The sequence below is a fragment of the Sphingobacterium sp. UBA2610 genome (assembly GCF_002339225.1).
GTDB classification, from domain to species: domain Bacteria; phylum Bacteroidota; class Bacteroidia; order Sphingobacteriales; family Sphingobacteriaceae; genus Sphingobacterium; species Sphingobacterium multivorum.
Genome location: NZ_DDKA01000007.1, coordinates 82,664 through 104,084, shown reverse-complemented (window position 1 = coordinate 104,084; position 21,421 = coordinate 82,664). Strand labels below are relative to the sequence as shown.

General features: G+C 40.2%; 17 protein-coding genes and 1 pseudogene. 14 read left to right on the top strand and 4 right to left on the bottom strand.

Annotated elements, in window-relative coordinates; genetic code table 11:
• Positions 1–81: 81 nt before the first annotated feature.
• Both B4Z47_RS05140 and B4Z47_RS05135 read right to left on the bottom strand, forming a co-directional pair.
• Positions 82–1,758, bottom strand: coding sequence for a DUF6377 domain-containing protein (locus tag B4Z47_RS05140; protein WP_070566759.1), 1,677 nt, complete (start codon positions 1,756–1,758; stop codon positions 82–84).
• Between the two features lie 232 nt (positions 1,759–1,990).
• Entirely contained in the window at positions 1,991–2,230 is a 240-nt protein-coding gene (locus tag B4Z47_RS05135; protein ID WP_070566757.1) for a DUF1569 domain-containing protein, read from the bottom strand.
• Between the two features lie 218 nt (positions 2,231–2,448).
• Here B4Z47_RS05135 and B4Z47_RS05130 point away from each other — a divergent pair, with 218 nt between their 5' ends.
• The 3 genes from B4Z47_RS05130 to B4Z47_RS05120 all read left to right on the top strand — a co-directional run bounded on the left by B4Z47_RS05130 (position 2,449) and on the right by B4Z47_RS05120 (position 3,855).
• On the top strand, positions 2,449–2,733 hold the full coding sequence (locus B4Z47_RS05130; RefSeq protein ID WP_070566755.1) for a right-handed parallel beta-helix repeat-containing protein: 285 nt from the start codon (positions 2,449–2,451) through the stop codon (positions 2,731–2,733).
• 254 nt (positions 2,734–2,987) lie between these two features.
• A complete protein-coding gene (locus tag B4Z47_RS05125) occupies positions 2,988–3,464 on the top strand; it encodes a transposase family protein (protein WP_070566753.1) in 477 nt (158 codons plus the stop codon).
• Positions 3,415–3,855, top strand: coding sequence for a hypothetical protein (locus B4Z47_RS05120; RefSeq protein ID WP_139145007.1), 441 nt, complete (start codon positions 3,415–3,417; stop codon positions 3,853–3,855). Before B4Z47_RS05125 ends, B4Z47_RS05120 begins: the two co-directional genes overlap by 50 nt.
• Before the next feature lie 172 nt (positions 3,856–4,027).
• Here B4Z47_RS05120 and B4Z47_RS05115 read toward each other — a convergent pair.
• Positions 4,028–4,882 (bottom strand): annotated as a pseudogene (locus tag B4Z47_RS05115) (IS3 family transposase); the annotation flags it as partial.
• The gene (locus tag B4Z47_RS24700; RefSeq protein WP_070566746.1) at positions 4,870–5,151 is read right to left on the bottom strand and encodes a transposase; all 282 of its coding nucleotides are present in this window, start codon (positions 5,149–5,151) and stop codon (positions 4,870–4,872) included. The pseudogene B4Z47_RS05115 and the gene B4Z47_RS24700, both read right to left, overlap by 13 nt.
• Before the next feature lie 162 nt (positions 5,152–5,313).
• Here B4Z47_RS24700 and B4Z47_RS05110 point away from each other — a divergent pair, with 162 nt between their 5' ends.
• From B4Z47_RS05110 to B4Z47_RS05060, 11 genes are all read left to right on the top strand, one after another.
• Complete coding sequence (locus B4Z47_RS05110) at positions 5,314–6,192, top strand: AraC family transcriptional regulator (protein ID WP_070566744.1); 879 nt, start codon at positions 5,314–5,316, stop codon at positions 6,190–6,192.
• A gap of 224 nt (positions 6,193–6,416) precedes the next feature.
• Positions 6,417–9,479 (top strand): SusC/RagA family TonB-linked outer membrane protein, encoded by a 3,063-nt coding sequence (locus B4Z47_RS05105; RefSeq protein WP_157698540.1) that lies wholly within the window; start codon positions 6,417–6,419, stop codon positions 9,477–9,479.
• A gap of 11 nt (positions 9,480–9,490) precedes the next feature.
• Positions 9,491–11,023: a RagB/SusD family nutrient uptake outer membrane protein gene (locus tag B4Z47_RS05100; protein WP_070566742.1), complete on the top strand. Its 1,533-nt coding sequence runs from the start codon at positions 9,491–9,493 to the stop codon at positions 11,021–11,023.
• Positions 11,024–11,033: 10 nt separating this feature from the next.
• The gene (locus B4Z47_RS05095; RefSeq protein WP_201303565.1) at positions 11,034–11,972 is read left to right on the top strand and encodes a hypothetical protein; all 939 of its coding nucleotides are present in this window, start codon (positions 11,034–11,036) and stop codon (positions 11,970–11,972) included.
• Between the two features lie 8 nt (positions 11,973–11,980).
• A complete protein-coding gene (locus B4Z47_RS05090) occupies positions 11,981–13,168 on the top strand; it encodes a glycoside hydrolase family 26 protein (protein WP_286726938.1) in 1,188 nt (395 codons plus the stop codon).
• Between the two features lie 6 nt (positions 13,169–13,174).
• A complete protein-coding gene (locus tag B4Z47_RS05085) occupies positions 13,175–14,845 on the top strand; it encodes a cellulase family glycosylhydrolase (RefSeq protein ID WP_070566737.1) in 1,671 nt (556 codons plus the stop codon).
• Positions 14,846–14,867: 22 nt separating this feature from the next.
• Positions 14,868–15,914, top strand: coding sequence for a glycosyl hydrolase (locus tag B4Z47_RS05080; RefSeq protein ID WP_083295979.1), 1,047 nt, complete (start codon positions 14,868–14,870; stop codon positions 15,912–15,914).
• 200 nt (positions 15,915–16,114) lie between these two features.
• Positions 16,115–17,206 (top strand): hypothetical protein, encoded by a 1,092-nt coding sequence (locus tag B4Z47_RS05075; RefSeq protein ID WP_198385963.1) that lies wholly within the window; start codon positions 16,115–16,117, stop codon positions 17,204–17,206.
• A gap of 253 nt (positions 17,207–17,459) precedes the next feature.
• Positions 17,460–18,956 (top strand): glycoside hydrolase family 30 protein, encoded by a 1,497-nt coding sequence (locus tag B4Z47_RS05070; RefSeq protein ID WP_070566733.1) that lies wholly within the window; start codon positions 17,460–17,462, stop codon positions 18,954–18,956.
• Positions 18,957–19,047: 91 nt separating this feature from the next.
• Positions 19,048–20,208 carry an alpha/beta hydrolase gene (locus B4Z47_RS05065; RefSeq protein WP_070566731.1) on the top strand — a complete coding sequence of 387 codons (1,161 nt, stop codon included), beginning with the start codon at positions 19,048–19,050 and terminating at the stop codon, positions 20,206–20,208.
• 37 nt (positions 20,209–20,245) lie between these two features.
• Positions 20,246–21,415: a glycosidase gene (locus B4Z47_RS05060; RefSeq protein WP_070566729.1), complete on the top strand. Its 1,170-nt coding sequence runs from the start codon at positions 20,246–20,248 to the stop codon at positions 21,413–21,415.
• Positions 21,416–21,421: the final 6 nt, after the last annotated feature.

Here is a 21,421-nt window from a genome sequence, read left to right as displayed (position 1 = left end):
AATTTAACACGCAGTACGATATGTAATACAGCGAATCAGAGCTGTATAGATGGGTATTTAAACGTATCGGGTGTCTTGTTTCTAAATACTTTTAATCGTTCCGATCTGCATGATGTTTTTATCAAATTCATCCTTATCTATGATAGCTTTGCTTTTAATTTTTGCCCGATAAGTATAAATTGTGTTTAAGGAACAATGGAGAAATCCAGCAATTTTGGATGAATCATTTACACCGAGTCTGATTAGGGCGAAGATGCGCAATTCGGTATTCAAGAGCTCATTCGTTTTAAGCATTATCTTTCCATCTTCGGTCAGCAACGAGTTTATATCGTCTACAAAACTGGGAAAGAGATGAAGAAAAATATGATCAAAGGTATTAAACAGTTCCTTTTTTTCTTTGTCTATTCTCTCGTTAGATTTAACCAAGTTAAGGAGCTCCGAGATTTTGTCTCCCATGATCATTTTCTTTATTAAGGTCTGAAATTTCTCCAATTTCGTGATGTACATTGAACAGATATCAAGAAAATGTCCGATGTATACCTCTTTGATGTGATTGGATTCATACAACAAATTGTTCGTTTTGGACAATTTGTTGTTTACAATTTTATACTCTTCATTTTTAGTTTGTAATTCGTCATTTAGTTTATTGAGATCCTGATTTGCTTTAAATAATTCGAGCCTGAACCTACTCACTTTTCTCATCTGTTTATAAACATATATTATCGCTAGTATCAATAATATGGAAAGGACGGAAGCAACAATTAAAAACGTAAACAATTGCTCCTTTTTTTGTTTTTGATGTTCCTGATAAGAGGTATCAATAATTGGGAAAATTTGAGAAACTTCATAGGTCCTAAATTTAGCATTGCAGAAGATTGCGTCTTCAAGCGATGATTTTATACACATATAGGATTCATCGATGTAACCTTGTTGGTGCAGTAAAAATGCTAACGCTTGCATGGAAGTATTTTCTTTTATCGCATTTTTAATATCGCAAGCTGCGGATATAATCAGCAGTTCGCACTGTTTGCCTACATTGCCTTCCTTTCGGTATATTTCTGAAAGTGAGAATGCAAGCATTGCTTTTTCATGGCTATCTTCCTTTATTGTCGCGAATATTGAATTCAAGATTACTTTAGCCTCTTTTATTTTGTTCAGGTCGATCAGTTTTTCTGCATATACCATTTTGTAGTGATTCGAAGATTCATCAAGCAGCGTTAATAAAGAATCACGATAATTACGGCTAATTGCTAAATAATTTTTTTGGTTATAATTATGGTATGCATAAAACTTGAAAAAGTTCTTTTGAGCATCCAGATATTTTATTTTTAGGTGATTGTTTAATTTTTGGATGGGTATTCTATCCAAAATATCTTTAGAATCAATGTACATACCTGCGACCAGATAATGTAGAGAAAGGTCTAATTCAGTTTCTAGTATCCAATTTGGACTCTGGAGTTTATTTGCCAGTTCCAAATTTTTCTTAGCATAATAAATAGCGGAATCAGATTTATAGGATGCGTATGAGCTACTCAGCTGTTTTTGTAATTCAAATTTTAGATTCAGATTTTCGGTGCTATTGTCCAGCTTTTTTTTTATCAGGGAAAGATAAAGCTCTTTTTGCTCAACAAAAGTATCTTTATTTTGAATGAGATTAGTAAGATTGAGAATTGAGGAGTCTTTTAAAGCAATCGCTTTAGTTTTGGAAATTGTGGCTATAAAAAATAAAATCAGATATAAAAATACAGGTTTTCCCATTTATATTAGTAGAATACTATTCAAATTAAAGAAATTGAGCAGATCAAATATAAATAAATAACTTGAGTTTGTTCAATGGCGCTTTTTTTATAATAGATCATATCCGAGATTAAACACAATCCTGCGTGTTGAAACATTACACCAATAATGACCTATTCCATTTTCAGATACCTGCCCTCGAACGAACCCGTTATAACGTCTAACACATGTAGCGGTTCCGTGGCTTTTTGGGTTACGCTCCAAACTGCTTTAAATGGTGGTTGCAATGTTTGTATATGAACTGACCTAATTGGGCTCTGGACATTCTACCAAAGAACCAATGTACAAATGTAGCTTTTTCAAATGTTTCATATTGCTCGATTAATAATTGCGTTACTGTCATTTTTCCCCAAAGAGCATCGCTGTCCTCGTGTAATAAATTAATTCTTTCGATGACCGCTTCTCTTATGTTTTTCTCAAATATTGATTTCATATTAGGAACATTTATCTATTCTATCTGGATTTTGATCATTTGCAGTCTTACAAATCTAACAGATTTGTTCTTCGATCGACTTTGCATAGGATAAGAAATAGAATTGCATATCTATCGCATTACATCTCGTTGATAGTCTGATAGACAGGATAATTTTTTGAACAAGATATTTTGAAAGTGGATTTTTAGCCCTGGATCAAACTGCCGGAAATGTTGTTTTGGGTGTTGGGAAAACGGGCATCTCGTTATATACGGTCGACAACTGTTCCGTAGAGGGAAATATTATTGAGGGGAATGATTCCAATGAGGTCGGTATCGATATTCAATCTTCTTCGGTACGCAGATCATCAGATATCAATGTGAGCGGAAACCAGATCAAAAGCGGATTTAAAAACGGTATCAACACTTTTAAATCGACAGGAACAGGATTTGACAGGATAGCTATCACAGACAATCGGTTGAAAACTGTGGTGCAGCATATCCAGTTAAAAGGTAAATTTTGAGCTACTTTAATTTCGTGCTTAATTTATTTTTGCAAAGTATACATCTCCGAATATCGCAATAACAAACATGAGCAAATAAAAAATGTGAAGTCTGGATATACTTGAACAAGCTGACCCCTCAAAATTGAATTAGAATTAGGGATGCGTAGTGCGTTTAAAACTGTTATTCAACTGCCATACTGGCTGATGTTGGTTCTTCCCCACTTTTGGTGGTAATACCATTATATTTGTCTTCAATTAGCGTTCATATTTTAATGAATGCATCAAAACTTGTTTTTTCGGACGATGGTGATAACTTCAGGATTATATCAGTAGATAACCAGCAAGATGTACTGGTAGTTTATGTGCAGAGTACTACCCAAAGTGCTGTCTGTTCAAACTGCTGCATCACTTCGAAAAGAATCCACAGCTATTACACCCGCAAGATCGCAGACCTTCCTGTCTTTGGTAAAACTTCCAGAATTATTCTTCGCTCTCGTAAATTTTATTGTCATCAAGACGAATGTCCGTTCAAAATATTCACCGAGAGGCTCGAGAGTCATTTCAGGCCATATAAACGGAGGACTGAGCGTCTGGAAAGTAAGATCAGACAACTTGGGCTTCTTGCCGGAGGAAGGCCTGCTCAGCGGATTTGTACCATATTGTCTATACCCACTAGCGATACGACTATACTACGGTTGATTGAAAAAAGCGATTTTTCACCAGCAAAAGGTGTTGAAAAATTTAAGTGAGGCTGTACAGAAAGTTTTGATTAGGCATTACAGCAAAGCCACAGCTTTGTTGGCCAATAAGCAGTTGCGGGTTGACGATCAACAAATAGCTGAAAATCAAAGCTCACTATCTGAAAACAGAAGCTCTCCGGATTCAGCTCATGGCGGGATCCGCTTAAAGCGGTTTGAGCAACTGAAGGAATTACAGAAAAAAGGATATTCCATACGTGCCATGGCACGGCATCTGTGCATGCACAGACAAACCGTCAAAAACTATTTGGACATGGAAACCTTGCTCCGGAAATCTCAATGCAAGATTAATCCGCTTGAAAAATTCTTTTACGCATATAAAAAAGCGTATGGGGGAAGAGCCGAGCATATTGATCACCACATTGTGGCAGGAGCTCTATGATACTGCCGGTTTGTTGGACAACTAAATTCAAACTTAATATATAATCTTCAATTTTTGACTGTATTTGCTAATATTTTTCTTTTTTCAAATCCCCTCCCCAAAGTGATTGAGGGTGTTTGAAAAAGAGGGAAATATTATACCTACCACCAGCTTTCCTTATTGCACCGACCAATTATGAGGCTTTCTTTGCGTAATAAACAGTGTCTGGAGTTTCATCATCAAGCGAATCGTGCCGTCTTATCGTGTTATAAAAGGTAACATAAGCGTTAACTTTCTGATAGAGATCCATCCCTGCGTTAGGAGGATTCAAATAGATTTTCTCTCTCTTTAGTGAACCCCAAAATCTTTCTATGTAAATGTTATCGATCGCACGACCTTTGCCATCCATAGATATTTGAACTTCTGCATCTTGCAGCGCACGAACAAAGATACTGGAAGTAAATTGAGAGCCTTGATCTGTATTAAAAATATCTGGTTTACCGTGTTTTTCAATCGTTTCAAGCATGATATCCCTGCACCATTCTGCATTCATTGTATTGGAAACTCCCCAACCCATGATCTTTCTACTATACACATCGATGATAGCAAACATGTACATAAAACCCCGGAACATGGGGATGTAGGTTATATCAGCCTGCCACACCTGATTTATTCGTTCTATCTTGAGATTCCTCAGAAGATAGGGGAACTTATAATCAGCTTTGTTTGATCTACTCAAATTCTTCTTCGGATATATCGTCCTAAGGTTCATGAGCTTATAAAGCCTCCGAATACGTTTCTCACCTACAAAATACCCCAGGTCTTTACACAGGTGAACAGTCATACGTTTAACACCATAAAATGGACAATCTAGAAATTTGCGATCTATCGCATTCATCAGCTGTTGCTTCAGCGTAGATACTCCCTTAGATTTGAAATAGTAACTGCTATGAGGGAGTTCTATGATTTTACACTGTTTATGAATGCTCAGATGGTGGTGGGACGGGCAAATAAGCTTACGTTTATCTTCTGTGCTCATTTGCCCAAGATTTTTTTTAAGAAATCAACCTGCATCTGGAGTTCGCCGATCTTCGAATAGAGCTCTTTCTCTTTCGAATCATCATTAACCATAGGCTTATCCGTCGTAAATGCTGCTTCAGCATTATCTAAGAATTCCCGCTTCCAGGTATTGATCTGCGTAGCTTGAACTTCATATTTAGAGGCAAGCTCATGAATCGTTTGCTGTTCCTTAATAGCTTCGATAGCTACTTTAGCTTTGAAGCTTGCACTAAACTTTCTTCGTGTTTTTTCATCTATTAACTGCTAATTTAAACATTTAAACAGTTATCCAGTATTTGGGGAGTATCATAAATATAATACTATTTTAACTGATAATAGCTTGATTCATACTATTTGATTGTTCTGTTATTGTTTATTAATAACTATAGTGTTATTTTAGATAATAGTATTTTAACAATTATGAGCCACCATCCGATCAAAGAAGTCACTCCATTAAGAGAAACAGAATGCTTCACTGTGTTTCATCGCATTAAAGATAAATTTGATTTTCCATATCATTACCATGAGGAGTACGAATTAAATATGATTTTGAATGCTTCCGGTGCTCAGCGAGTTGTCGGAGACAGGATTGAAGAAATTGGAGATTATGAGCTCGTTTTGACAGGCCCTAATTTGCCACATGGCTGGTTCAATAATAATTGTAGATCAAAGAATATTGTTGAAGTGACAGTGCAATGGAATAAAGATCTATTTAGCGATCAATTTTTAAATAAAAATCAACTGAATTTTATTAAAAGAATGTTGCAAGTAAGCAGCTTTGGTATAAAATTCTCGAAAAGCACTATTAAGTCAATCGCACCCGAAATATTGAATTTGCATAAAACGGTGGGGTTTGATTCAGTGATAAAATTAATGCTAATTTTGCGGGATTTATCGGTAAGCAAAGACACTGAACTACTGGTTGAGGGAGATATGCTTTTGGACAAATCACTGAATTTTCGAAGCCGTCGTTTAGATGTAGCATTTGATTATATGAATAAAAACTTCAGCAAATTGATCTCCCTTAATGACGTCGCCGAACTGGTCAATATGTCCGAAGTTTCTTTCTCCCGGTTTATAAAGAAACGTACAGGAAAAACATTTATTGACAATCTCAATGAAATAAGACTTGGCCACGCTACCAGAATGTTAATAGAGACGAGCAATACAGTCGCTGAGATTTGTTACCTATGTGGTTTTAATAATATTTCCAACTTTAACCGGGCATTCAAACGTAAAAAAAATTGTACCCCATCTGCCTATAGACTCAACTTCAGTGGCAGCCGTGTTTTCATTTAAGAGTTAAAATAATATATATAGTATTTTGTGGTTTTGATTGTAAGATGGGGTATATTTTAATTTGAGTATAACATTTGGTTAAAATAGTATTGATCTTTAAGTGGGGTATTGGAATATATTTGTCTAATACTTGAGGCTAACCAATTAAGAAAGGGATATACAGTACGTATGCTTAATAGAAGTTACCCATAGTAAGCAATTTATAAATCTAAATGTTATATATTATGAGAAGAAGTTTATTGACGACTTATACTCTTTTTTGCAGTGCGCTATTTGCCGTTCAATTAAGTGTTGCTCAGAGTCGATTAGTTTCCGGAACCGTTCGGGACAATCAGGGTCAGCCTTTAGCTGGAGTAACAGTAAAATATGGAAATCAGGCAGTCACCACAAATGAAAAAGGGAATTATCAGATTTCTGTGCCAGGCGGAACAGGAGTTTTGACCTTCACTTCGCTCGGACTCAAGACCGAAAACGTCCAATTAAATAATCAAACAGTTGTAAATGCAGTTTTGGCAACCGCCACAGTCGATCTCGAGGATGTGGTTGTTATCGGTTACGGCGGAGTTAAAAAGAGTGATCTTACAGGCGCTGTGGCCACACTCAAAGGTGGGGACCTAAACAAGACTCCGGCTTCATCAGTGGATCAATTATTGCAAGGAAAGATCCCTGGAGTCCAAGTGGCAATTTCAAGCGGTAAGCCTGGAGCTGGCGCTACAGTACGTATCCGTGGTAATAGCTCTCTCAATGGATCCAATGCGCCACTTGTTGTTGTTGATGGATTTCCCTGGGGTGATGCAGGAGATCTAAAACAGATAAATCCTGAAGATATTGAGTCCATCGAAGTACTTAAGGACGCCTCATCAGCAGCAATATATGGTTCGCGTGGGGCCAATGGAGTTATTATGGTTACCACCAAAAAGGCAAGAGCCGGTAAACCAAGAATATCTTTAAACACTTTAAATTCTATTTCGACACTAGCTGTCAAACCTGATCTTTGGCGTGATGGCATCGAAGAAGCTGTTTATGCAAATGAGGCGGCATTAAATGGGGGGACTCCTTTAAGTCAATTACCTTATCTAGGCGAAGTTAGGAGTGGGGTTTACTTTCCGTCTATAGCTGAATTGCGCGGGTTGGACCCCAATAAACCACAGTGGACCACCAATACCGACTGGGCAGATTTAGTCTATCGAAACCCTTTTTCCCAAAACTATACGCTTGGTGTAGATGGAGGTTCAGATAATACAAAATACTCCATGTCCGGTAATTATTATAAGGAAGAGGGACTCGCGATAAAAAATGCGTATGACAAATATACCGGCAGATTGAATTTAGACCAAAAATTAACTGAGGCTATCTCCGCTGGTACAAATGTGATATTGACACATACGAACAATCAAGGGCAAAATTTGAGTGCCGGCCGTACGCGTATATTCCCTGTTTATGACAAAAATGGAAACTATTTTCGTACATCGGCTACGGATTTTGGTAATCCGATAGCGATTGCTAATGAAGTGCTCAACAAGTCAAAGACTATAGACGTCTTGGCTACAGTATTTGCTAATATAAAATTTACTGATTGGCTTCAGTTTAGGACACAGTTAAGTACTAAGTTTGGTAATTCTGTTGGTGATATCTACGAGCCAGCCACTGTGACATTTCGAGGTTATGAAAATACAGGTTATGGCTCTATTAGCAACTATAACAATAATGAGCTAGTCAATGAAAACTATCTCACCATCAACAAGACATTTAACGATATACATCGCTTTAATATTGTAGGAGGTTTCTCTTTACAGACATCAACAACCAGAACGAGTAATTTGATAGGGATGAATTTTGTCAACGATAACCTTCAAAATGAAAATCTCAACAGTGCAAAGACAAAGACACTCAGTAATGGACTCTCTTCATCTACATTGAATTCTTGGTTTGGACGGGTAAATTATGCTTTAGCAGATAAGTATCTTTTTACCCTGACCGGTCGCGCAGATGGCTCTACTAAATTTGGGGACAATAATAAGTGGGCCTTTTTCCCGTCAGCAGCATTCGCCTGGAAAATAAGTGAAGAAGAATTCATTAAACACCTGGGCGCATTTTCCGAGCTGAAATTTAGAGCAAGTTATGGATTGACAGGTAATCAGGGGATATCTCCTTATCAGACCATGGACCGCTATGGCTCTGAGCGCTATTTTGTAGGATCACAAAATGGTTTTATGACGGGCTTTGGTCCGGGCTTGGCCGGAGCCAATAATGAGCAGGGGCTTACTGTCGTTGGTGGCTTAGGGAACAAAAGCCTAAAGTGGGAGACGACAACATCTTTCGATATTGGTTTGGATATCGGGTTTATGAACCAGCGCTTTACCCTGACGGCAGATTATTACGACAAGCAGACGAAAGATTTACTCCGTACGCGTACAATTTCACCATCCTCAGGCTTTGATCAACAATGGGTAAACGATGGTGAAATAAGTAACCGTGGTTTCGAATTGGGACTCAATGCTAAAGTAATTCAAACCGACGGTTTACAGTGGTCTGTTGGTGGCAATTTCGCTCTCAACCGTAACAAAGTGGTTAGAATGGGCGAGAGTGACCGTGTTGTCACAGGATCATTGATTGAAATGGTACGTCAGAATGTCAACCATTTTATCGTTGGCCAACCAATGTATACGTTCTATGGTTATCGTGCAAATGGAATAATTCAAACATTGGAGGAAGGGATAGGTGCCGGACTTACTGGGCGGGAGGCATTACCAGGTGAGATTAAATACGTCGATATCAGCGGCCCTAAGGGCGAGTCTGATGGGACCATAGATCCTACATATGACCGTACAGTAATTGGCGACCCTACACCTAAATTCATTTATAGCTTTAATACCAGTGCTTCGTACAAGCGTTTTGACCTAAGTGCCCAGTTTTACGGCGTATATGGGAATGATGTTTTCGATCTTCAAAAGATGACACCGAGCAGGCAAGTGCAGCGCTGGACGCCCGATAACCCAAGTCAGTTATATCCTAGAGCCAATAATACGCGAGGCTATAAAGCTTCGGATTTTTTCGTTGAAGACGGTTCCTTTCTTAGACTGCAAAATGTTACCATTGGCTATAATTTTAAGCCGGGCCTGATTGCTGGCATCAGCACATTAAGGTTGTTTGCCGCCGGCAATAACTTACTGACTTTTACCAAATTTAACAAGGGTTTTGATCCCGAGATGGGATTGGATGGAATCAACTGGGGTAATTACCCACGACCTCGAACTTATTCCCTTGGATTATCCGTTGGATTTTAAATTAAACAGCCATGAAAATCAATAAACTTTTTATACCTATTTGTCTTTTAGGACTAATCAGCAGTACTTTTATATCCTGTTCTAAACTAACAGAAGAGCCTTATGGAATAGTTAATTCAAAGTCTTTTTACAAGACGGGGCAAGATGCGCTTTCAGGCTTGATCTATGCTTACGCCATTTTGCCTGAAGTCGGATATTATTCTAGGGGTTATTACATTATTACTGAATTGCCGACTGAGAATCTGACAGCGAAAGCAGATGCAGGGCAGTCAAATTTTGAACTGGATCAATTACGGACTACCTCGACAAATTCAGATCTTGATAATCTATGGACATATCTTTATCGTGGTATTTCACGTGCTAACGCCGTAATAGCCAATGTTCCTAACGTTCCTAATATGGCGGAAGCTGACCGCAATCAAATTATCGGCGAGGCTTATTTTTTGCGTGCACTTCACAATTTTAATCTAGTGCGTCTATTCGGTGAAGTTCCGCTTCGTTTAGAACCCCTTGTTGAGGCCGAGCAGATCCCTGTAGCCAAGTCAAGTATCCAGCAGGTTTACGATGTTATCATTGCTGATCTAAAGCAAGGGGAACAATTGATGTCAATTTCTAAAAATTTTGAGGGAAGGGCAAATCGGTGTGCTGCCCAGTCATTACTCGCAAAGGTATACCTCCATATGGCGTCTTCAAAAGCTTCAACTTCGCCAGGCTACGAATTTGTAACTGATGCGACAAAGCTCTATCTTGAAGCGAATACATATGCCGCAAAAGTGATCAACGATCAGCAAATTTTTAATTTTACAAGTGTGTTACCTGATATCTGGAATACTGAAATTTATAAAAAAGCTGCCGTTTCCGAACACATATTTGACGCTGCTGTAGATCGCTCAGGTGAGCGCGAGGGGAATTATTCCAAATTACCGAACATGTTTTTGCCTGATCCCGGTTTTGCAATGCGTATTCCATACAATCCAAGCGATCCTGAGACTACAATAATCAATATTGGTAAAGGGTGGAACCATTTTCAGATGGAGGCCGCGCACTACAACAGCTACAACTCAAGTGATAAGAGGAAAACAGACCTTATTGTTTCAGAAGTTGTCAATCCCGATGGCAAAACCATTAAACTTGGTATTGCGGATTTCTCGCGACCTTTTACCCGAAAGTACATTGATCCACTTCGGGATGCAGATAAAATGAGTACCAATTCGCCGGTGATACGTTATTCGGATATTCTTCTGGTTTATGCAGAGTCTGCTGGTCCTACAGCTGAGGGATATGCTGCGGTGAATAAAATCCGTAGCCGGGCAGGCCTAGGCCCGCTTACAGCAAATCTATCGGTCGCTGCATTTCGTGAGGCAGTAGTTGAAGAACGTGCACTAGAGCTTGCATTTGAAGGGAATAGGCTGTTTGATTTACGACGCAATCATCTGATGGAAAAAGTTTTGGTAGAAAAGTATGGTAAATCCATCACTTCAGGAGCATACTTTTTTCCAATTCCACAGCGTGAAATTGATACAAACCCATTATTGAAACCATAACTATTTTATTATGAATCTGAAAACATATAAAGCTGGTTTTGCAGCATATTTGATATTGGTTTTTACAGTCTTTGGTTGTAAAAAGGATCCCTATAAGGGAGTCGAGAGCAATGAGAAATCCATTGAAAACTTTTCCATGGGGACAGGCTTTACGCAGATAGGAGCAGCAGTTGTAGACAGGGCCGCTGGGACAGTGAAAGTAAAAGTATTGGTGGAGGACAATACTGACTTTTCCAAAGTGAAACCTGTGATCCAACAATCTTATCGCGCTACTGTTTCGCCTGCCTCTGGTTCTGAAGTCAATTTTCTTGCCGGCAACTATAAGTATAATTATACCGTGACAGCAGAGACAGGTGAATCTCGAGAATGGGAGGTCATCGTCGAGCCTTTTACCGAAACGATCCTCGGTACCTACGATATTACCGGACTTGTACTTTATGGTGGTACAGGGCCTGAATATGGTGGTGGCGCGGTTTTATCCTTAACGAGTAAACCATGGATATGGCCTGTATCTGATGGTCCTCAAGTGGAATTGGATAATAGCATAACCTTTAAACTGACAGGAGTAACACCGACAGGTAAAACTACGGGTACATTTGTAAATGATGCCGGCGCTGACGGAAAATATGCCAATTTCATTTATACACCAGACCCCAAAACAGATGTCAATAAATTTTATCGTAAAATACCGAAGGGTGAAGGGAAATGGGAGCGGGACTACACAACCGATATCTTGACGCTAATTGCCGCAGATGGAAGCAGCGTAAATTGTAGTTTTCTTGGTCCTGGTACCGAGGATCTTGGCAATAAACAGGCTAAAACAATTGTTAACAATGCTTTTGCTTTTTCATTGAACGGTAATGACGACTGGTCTGCAATCTATACAGACTATGATAAGTTTGTGAAAAAGCCCAGAAGATATTGGGTGGAAGTGAAAAAGCGTAATTGATCCAAATCATGAAGAAGTTATTTATGTATGCCGTGTCCATCTTAATAGGTGGAACGGCATGTACCAAGGCTGATCCGGCCACAGATCAAAAGCCCGGAGAAAAACCCTCACAAATCGAACTCCGATTATTTGACAAGCAGGCGACGGCAGAAACTAAAGCGCTCTACTCCCAATTATGGAAGATAAAAGACAAAGGCTTTATGTTTGGCCATCATGATGATCTGATCTACGGCAGAGAATGGAAGGAAGTTGCCGGTAGATCTGACGTTTACGAAATTGTAGGCGACTACCCCGCAGTTTTTAGTGTTGATTTTGCTGAATTGATGGATGACCGCCGTACCAGAGCGACTTTAAACGAGGCCCGTAAAAAGGCTATCCTTGAAGCGCGTTCCCGTGGTGAAGTTATTACCGCTATGTGCCACCTAAACAATCCCTTGACGGGCGGGGATTCATGGGACAATTCATCAAAAACAGTTGTTAAAGAAATTTTGACCGATGGAAGTGCAACAAATTTAAAATTTAAAAGTTGGTTGGATAATCTCGCCACGTTTGCACTTTCATTGAAGGATGGCAATGGCAAATTGATTCCTGTTATCTTTAGACCTTTTCATGAACATACCCAAAGCTGGTCCTGGTGGGGAAGTTCTTGTACGACTAGTGAAGAGTTTATAGCGCTTTGGAAGTTTACGTTATCTTATTTGACAGTAGCGAAAGGGGTACATAATTTTATTTTTGCGATATCGCCACAACGGGACAATAATGGACGGAAAGAAGATCTGCTATTCCGCTGGCCGGGGGATGAATTAGTCGATTTTATCGGTATGGACTGTTATCATGGTACAAATACCCAAGCGTTTCTTTCCAATTTAAACTCGTTGCAAGAGCTTTCTTTAGAAAAGAAAAAGCCTGCTGGTGTTACCGAAACAGGAATTGAAGGGATCAGAAATGGTAATGTACCCTATGTCAGTTATTGGACCGAGCAGATCCTCACTCCACTCGTTGGTAAAAAAATCAGTATGGTCGTTATGTGGCGAAATGAATACGATCCATTAAAGCAAGGGATACATTTCTATGGACCATGGAAAGGGCATCCCTCAGCCGATGATTTCAAAACGCTATTTAGGAGCAGTATAAGTTTATTTTCAAAGGACCTCCCCAATATGTATGTATTGGCCGATGGTGTAACCGTCAATTAATCAGGTATGCGCTTTTTAATTGGAATAATCTTTTTTTTCATATTTCCAGTAACTACATTTTCCCAGATTATTTCTGTCGATTTTAAGGAGTCAGCAGCACTTCAAGGAAGACGGATGGATTTCGTTATAAAACTTAAATCGACCTGGACAAACCCTTATTTGCAGGAAGACATTAAGCTTGACATGGAGATATATACAGCATCAGGTGAGGTACTGCTTCAGCCGTGCTTTTATGTAAAGGGGCAATCTGGGGATATTTCAGAATGGAATGCCCGGTTCTCACCCAGACAGCATGGCGATTATCATTTTAAGTTCGTATTGAGCAAAAATGGAAAAATAGTCGCCACATCTAGGAAATTCGATGCGCGGGTGCGGGAAACGGCAGAAAAAGGATTTCTAAGTGTTAAAAATAACTGGTCCTTACAATTTGATAACGGTACATCCTTTCGTGGGATAGCCGAAAACATCTGTTGGGAATCAAGGCGTAAAGACGATTCAAAATATTATGCAGCACTGCACCAAAATGCTTCCGTTTATAATTATGACCGTATGCTTGCCGAATTTGCTGAAAATGGCGGCAATTTCTTTAGGACCTGGATCTGTCCCTGGAATTTGCCCATAGATTTTCAGGACGGATTCAACAATGATCGCTACCAGTCAGATCCAGCTCATTTTAACCCCAGCGCAGTACGCCGGCTCGATCATCTCGTCGATCTTGCCGATTCACTCGATTTATATGTTATGCTTACTTTGGGAATGGGTAATTTCAGATCCGATAATATCGGAGGGGTAAAGACGACGGACGAGTTTTTTGCAGCCGAAGAGGCTAAAACGCTTTATAAAAATCGTTTGCGCTACATTGTGTCACGCTGGGGGTATTCACCGCATATTGCTATGTGGGAGTTTCTGAATGAAGTAGATAATATACAGTTTAATGGTCGGGAAAAGCCGATTTCTTCTAAAGCTATTGTAGAATGGCATACTGAAATGGCTACCTATTTAAAAAAGATAGATCCATATAAACACATTGTTACTACCAGCATATCCCATAGAGATATCCCGGGGCTCAATGATATCGAGGCAATAGATATCAATCAAAAACACATTTACAAACATACTGATCTGATACCCTCAGAAATCAATGCATACTCCACAAAACATAAAAAGCCTTATGTCATTGGCGAGTTTGGCTATGAATGGGATTGGCAGCAAAATTTTGATGATTTTGCATATGAGATGGAATTAGATTTCAAACGGGGTCTCTGGTATGGGCTTTTCTCATCAACACCGATCCTACCGATGAGCTGGTGGTGGGAATACTTTCAGAATAGGGATATGCTACCTTATTATCGTGGGGTACGGCAATTGAGCGACCGTATGTTGCTGAATGGAAAAGGAGAATTCAAGCCATTGGCATTAAAAGCCGGTAGGCTTGAAGCCTATGGCGTAAAATGTGGCGAGGAACTCTATATCTATCTTTACAATCCCACGAATGAGGTTTTTAGTAGTAGCGTAGAGATTTTGGACATCATCGGAAACAAAAAGGAGATCCAATCATTTGACCCGCTTACATTAAAATATCAGGCAGAAGAGCTGAAAGATCATCAGGATGGAAAAATATTATTGAAAGATCTTTTTGTGGGATCTAAAAAAGAGAAGCTTTATATTATTAAGTAATGACAGTAACAAATCACCTATTATGGAAAAAAATATATTCAAGTCACTAGCGCTACTATGTAGTTCATTAATCGTGATCACCGGGATCGGCTGTAAAACATTGACTAGCCAATCGCTGGCGGCAAATACGCAGGTCAATGATTCTGTTTCGTGGTCGGCTAAAAAAGAAAAGCAAAAGATAATGGATTACCTATCCCGGATTAAGGGAAAGCGTGTTATTGGTGGTATACACAATCGCGAACCCAATAGTGAGCCTGCCCGCTGGACCAATGCCATAAACAAACTAGTAGGTAGATATCCGAAGCTGTGGAGCGGTGATTTTTTATTTCAGCAGGAAAATATTGATCACAGGAGCACTATGATTGATGAGGCTATCAGCCAATTCCATCAGGGTGCAATTGTTAATATCATGTGGCACGCCTGCAACCCTGTCAATGGACAACCTTGTAGCTGGGATGACGGACGTGGCGTTTTAAGTCATTTGACAGACAGCCAGTGGGAAAACCTTTTTATAGAAGGGACCTTAGAGCATGGTAAATTAGTCTCGATGATGGAAGAAATTGCAGTTTATCTAAAGCGATTGAAAGACAACAAGGTCATCGCTCTGTTCAGGCCCTTTCATGAGATGAATCAGGGGAAATTTTGGTGGGGGGGACGCCCGGGAGAAAAAGGCACCGCTAGACTCTACCGGTATGTACATGACTTTATGGTTAAGAAAAAAGAGCTCGATAATCTAATTTGGGTTTGGAATGTTCAAGATTTTCAAAGCCTGGATACTGACGTCGAGCTGTATAATCCCGGAAGATCCTATTGGGATATTGTTTCGCTTGATGTATACGATGATCACACGGGGTTTAGTAATGAAAAGTATGATGCGATCGTTCGTGTAGCAGCAGGAAGGCCAATGGCGATCGGAGAGTGCCAGGTATTACCGTCACTTGAGGTACTTAAAGACCAGCCCAATTGGGTGTTTTTTATGGGCTGGTCAGAATTGGTCTTTGAAAAGAACAGTGAGGCTAAGATCAAAGCATTATACGGTTCCGATCAGGTAATTATGCTGGGTGAGTAGAATAATTACACCCTTGTACAACTATTTGTTAATAAAGTATTAGCCAGCAATATCGTTAGCTCACTATCTTAGAATAACCAAAATAAACAATTATGAGATCTTTATGTAAATTATGGTGTATCTGCTTGATCATATTGTCATACAGCTGCCAAAAAAAAGCTTTTGATCAGGCTGCAGAATCTCTGCCCAAGCAGAAAAAGATGGCTTTGAACAATGGTGTTGCTCCGGCTTCAATCACTGATGCCGTGACTATTTCGGGCAATAAATTTTATGTTGCCTCAAAGCAGATTTTTTTCAATGGTATCAACACAGCCTGGCAAAAGCAAAGCGATTATACTTTAGATTTTTTAGGTAGAAATTTTGATTACACCTGGTGGAGCAATGAGTTTCAGCGTTATAAGGATAATAAAATTAACCTTGCTAGAATCTGGGTGCATGGGTCGGGGAGCCATAGTCCGTCTTTAAACGGTGACGGTCTTGTCACAGGTGCCAGTAGTCAGTTCTGGACAGATATGGACCAACTCGTTCAGATCGCTAAATCAAAGGGAGTGTATCTGCTGGTTACATTTTGGTCATTTGATATGGTAAAGAATACCAGCAGCAAGTACAATCAATTTAGGCAGATCATCAATGACGTCAACAAAACCCAGTGGTATACCGAATATTTTCTTGTCCCCTTTCTGCAGCGTTATGAAAATGAACCCACCATTATGGGATATGATATCTGCAATGAGCCAGAGCATATGTGGCGTGATGCAAACTGTGGCAATTTAAATAAGAACAATGTCGTGCGTTTCATTGCATGGTGTGCGGCCAAGACAAACCAATTTTCTACCAAGCCGGTGACGGTAGGTTCAATGTGGATTATTTTTAACAGCGATAGGTACACATCATGGGATACCTATGGGGGCAATAATTATAGCAATGCAAAATTGCAGGCGCAGTACAACAATTCCAACGCCTATTTAGATTTTTATTCACCCCATTGGTACCAGTGGCAATCCTCCGGGGCGCCATTTACCACGACCATCGGCTATTGGTTAGATAATGGTGATAAACCTGTCTTGATCGGAGAAACACCGGGGTATGATGTCAACAGCTCATCCTATAATAATTCCGGCAATTGGAATATTACTCTGGCCAATTATTACAAACAAAGCTATTGGAACGGGTACGCAGGCGTATGTGCATGGAAAAATCCATGGGAAAATGATAACTACGGTAATTTCAATGCCATTAAAGTGGCTACAAATGATTTTTATGTCAATTATCCGAGTCTAGTTTATCCCTAACAGTGTTGTATTCTAGTGATTGGTAATTGGTGTTAGAGGAGCAGTTTACTGCTTTTTTTACTAGTTTGGCCAATTTGGAGATAAAATAGTATACGCCGTAAGTGATGTTTACGTGTTGTTTTGATGATTTTTAGTTCGAATTGAATTACCTACTGCTAAAATAGTATTAGTCGAGGTAAGCTTTACCAAGTAAATTTGCTGTAGAGATGTTAAAAGATAACCAATTGTAATATTCAGACTAGGCTCACAAATTATGATTATTCGACGACCAAATCCAAAATTATTATATGCCTTATTATTTGCGATCCTATCTGTTTTTCAATTGAAGGCGCAAGAACACAAATTAAACCAGTGGGTGACCCACGATCAGCCTCTTTCGCAGCTTTCCGCAGGGCCGCCGGCAGTATTCGAGCCGACATCACGGGGGCGTCAACTACCTATCGTTATTGACGAAAGACAGGCATTCCAGACTATTGATGGATTTGGGTTTGCGCTGACGGGTGGTAGTGCCCAACTGATACATCAGATGGTACCCGATAAAAGGTCTAAGCTTCTACACGAACTTTTCAGTGCCGGAGATGGAATCGCCATTAGTGCTATCCGTTTAAGTATTGGTGCATCCGATCTAAATAGCTTTGTTTATACCTATAATGATCTCAGTGGTGGCCAGGCAGATCCGGATCTTTTGAATTTCAGCCTGGGGCATGATTACGAACATGTCATTCCTGTACTCAAAGAAATTTTGGCCATCAACCCCAAAATTCAGATTATGGCTTCACCCTGGACTGCTCCTGTGTGGATGAAAGTGGGACAGCTGTTTCAAGGCGGTTCATTAAGGACGGACTGTTATCCTGTATATGCCCGTTATCTTTTACGTTATGTACAGGAAATGGAAAAAAATGGGATCCCTATTCATATGATCACCGTGCAAAATGAACCACTCAATTCGAGGAATACTCCCAGTATGCCATTTTCTGTATCGCAGATGCGCAATTTTCTAAGAGACCACTTACTGCCCGTCTTTAACAAATTGAAGCCGGATACAAAAATTATTCTTTTTGATCATAATTGTGATCGGCCAGATTATCCATTGACCCTGTTGAATGACCCTGCTATTGGTCCATATGTAGATGGATCCGGTTTCCACCACTATGGAGGTGACATTGGTACGATGTCATTGGTGCATCAAGCTAGACCTGACAAAAATATCTATTTTACAGAACAGATGGTCATTCAATCTAGCCAAAGTAAAATCAGCAACCTTGCCTACCAGACCGAACGCCTTGTTATCGGAACCATGCGCAATTGGAGCCGGAATATGATATTGTGGAATTTGGCCGCAGATCCCAATAATGATCCCCATACAGATAATGGTGGATGTGCCATATGTCAGGGCGCACTTACCATTGATGGAGATCAGGTATCAAGAAATGTGGCCTATTACGTTGTTGCACATATTTCAAAATTCGTTCCGCCGGGATCGGTACGTGTTTCCTCCAATGCTCCTTATGATCAAGGTATTGACATTACCACGGACGAGGAAAACGCGGATATCAAACGCGTTACTACAGTACAGAATAGTGGAGTATTGCCCAATGTTGCGTTTCTTACTCCCAAAAAAGAGATTGTCCTGATTGTTGCAAACAGTTCATTCTATGATCGGGAGGTAAAAGTTCAGTATAAGGGTAAATTCAGCATGATCAAGTTAGCTGCTGGAGCAGTAGGCACCTATTGCTGGAAATCAGAATAAAAAATTATGAAACCACCATGAATATTCAAACCACACAGTGGGAAGAATAGATCTGGCGGCCTCATTACCATTGAAAACAAATGATATACAGATGAAAAAACTAATTTTATTGGGCACAGCGTTGTTAGGTCTCTATTTGCCTGTTAAAGCACAGCAGGACGGATCCTCATTTAGCACAGCCGGATGGTGGCAGGCATCGACAGGCAAATTTTCACCTGCGATTGATTCCAGTGGACGGGTTACCTTCCGTGTGAAGGCTCCCCAAGCCAGCAAAGTGCAGGTCGAGATTGGCGACTGGGACATTATGAGATTGGCGATGGAACAGGATACAAGCGGTGTTTGGACGGCATCTACGAGCTCCCTATTGCCAGGTATTTATCAGTATGTATTTGTGGTAGATGGAAAACGTTCTATAGATTTAGCCAATCCTAAAGTCAAATACGGCACAGAAGTGTATGGCAGTGTATTGGAAATTATAGCACGTCAGCCTGCCGTTGATCAGTTAAGAGCCGTCAACCACGGAGAACTCCGCATCTTAACCTATACCGCTAGCAAATTAAATAAGCAGCGCAACCTTTATGTCTATGTGCCACCCCAAGCTGTCCAGTCAACTAAACCGCTGCCAGTTTTATATCTCAGGCACGGTGGGGGAGATGATGAGGGGAGTTGGTTTCGTGATGGGCGTGTTGCGTATATCATGGATAATTTGATTGCCGAAAAAAAAATAAAACCCATGTTGGTGGTTATGACCAATGGTCTAACGGATGGATCATGGGCCGGGGGTAGTTCAGTTGAAGGGATGGATCTTCTTGAAGATGAGTTGCTAAACGACGTGAAGCCGCTTGTCGAGCAACGATTTAATGTGGGTAAGGATAAGTCATCTCGGGCCATAGCTGGTTTATCTATGGGAGGAGGGCAGGCTTTCGTGATCGGTATGCGAAATAAAGATACTTTCCAATATATAGGTCAATTTAGCTCGGGACTTTTGAGTGATCCAGCATTTGATTTTGATCGCTATATCCCCAATATGTCAGCTTTAAAATCTTCTTCCAATAGTCAAGCTGTCTATATCTGGTCCAGCTGTGGTACCAAAGATCCTCGGTACAACGGACATTTAGCTTTTCTCCAGAAGTTGAAAAGCTATGGGGTTGATTATGTCTATGACCAGGCAGATGCTGGCCATGAATGGTCATTCTGGAGGGGACAATTGGAAAAATTTGTCCAACAGATCTTTAAAGAGCACAAGAAATAGAAAATATACAAGAGAAACAAAACTATACTTATAGAAGATGAATTTAATATTTGAAAATCGTAGACAAGCTATCGAACAAGCACATCAGGAACTAATTTCTCGAAAAAATACGCCATTATTGCCAGGAAATGGGATATACGAGCGGTATACCTATCCAGTTCTGACTGCTGATCATACACCACTTCATTGGCGTTATGATTTTGATGAGGAGAGAAATCCCTTTCTGATGGAGCGTTTCGGCATCAATGGGACATTCAATGCTGGGGCAATCAAGTGGCAGGACAAATATATTATGGTTGTGCGTGTAGAGGGCAACGATCGCAAGTCATTTTTTGCTATTGCCGAAAGTGAAAATGGCATAGATGGTTTCCATTTTTGGGATTATCCGATAGATATTCCCGAGACCGAAATTCCAGATATCAATATCTATGATATGCGTCTCACTCTACACGCGGACGGATGGATCTATGGTATTTTCTGTACCGAACGCAAAGATCCCGCAGCTCCTGCTGGTGATCTATCTTCGGCAGTTGCAGCTGCCGGCATTGTACGTACTCGCGACTTGGTCACATGGGAACGCTTGCCAGATTTACAGTCCAGCAGTCAGCAGCGCAATGTGGTCCTCCACCCCGAGTTTGTCGATGGTAAGTATGCACTTTACACACGTCCACAGGATAGTTTTATTGATGCAGGCAAAGGTGGTGGAATAGGTTGGGGGCTGGTAGACAGTATGGAAAATGCGGTTGTTTCCGAAGAGAAAATTATAAATCACCGACACTATCATACCATTAAAGAGCTTAAGAATGGGCAAGGGCCAGCGCCCATTAAAACCGAGCGTGGCTGGCTACACCTGGCACATGGCGTACGGATGTGTGCTGCAGGCCTTAGGTATGTACTCTATCTTTTTGTAACAGATCTGGCACATCCCGACCAAATAATTGCTGAACCCGCGGGACATTTTATGGCACCCAAGGGTATAGAAAGAGTAGGAGATGTCTCCAACGTACTCTTTTCAAATGGCTGGATCGCAGACCCCGATGGTACCGTTTATATCTATTATGCTTCGAGCGATACACGGATGCATGTCGCCTTATCATCGATAGACAGATTGCTTGATTATTGTTTTAATACAGCCCAGGATGGATTTCGGTCAGCAGCATCAGTCAAGGTCGTACATACGATCGCTTCAAAAAATCTGAATAGTTAGATTTGT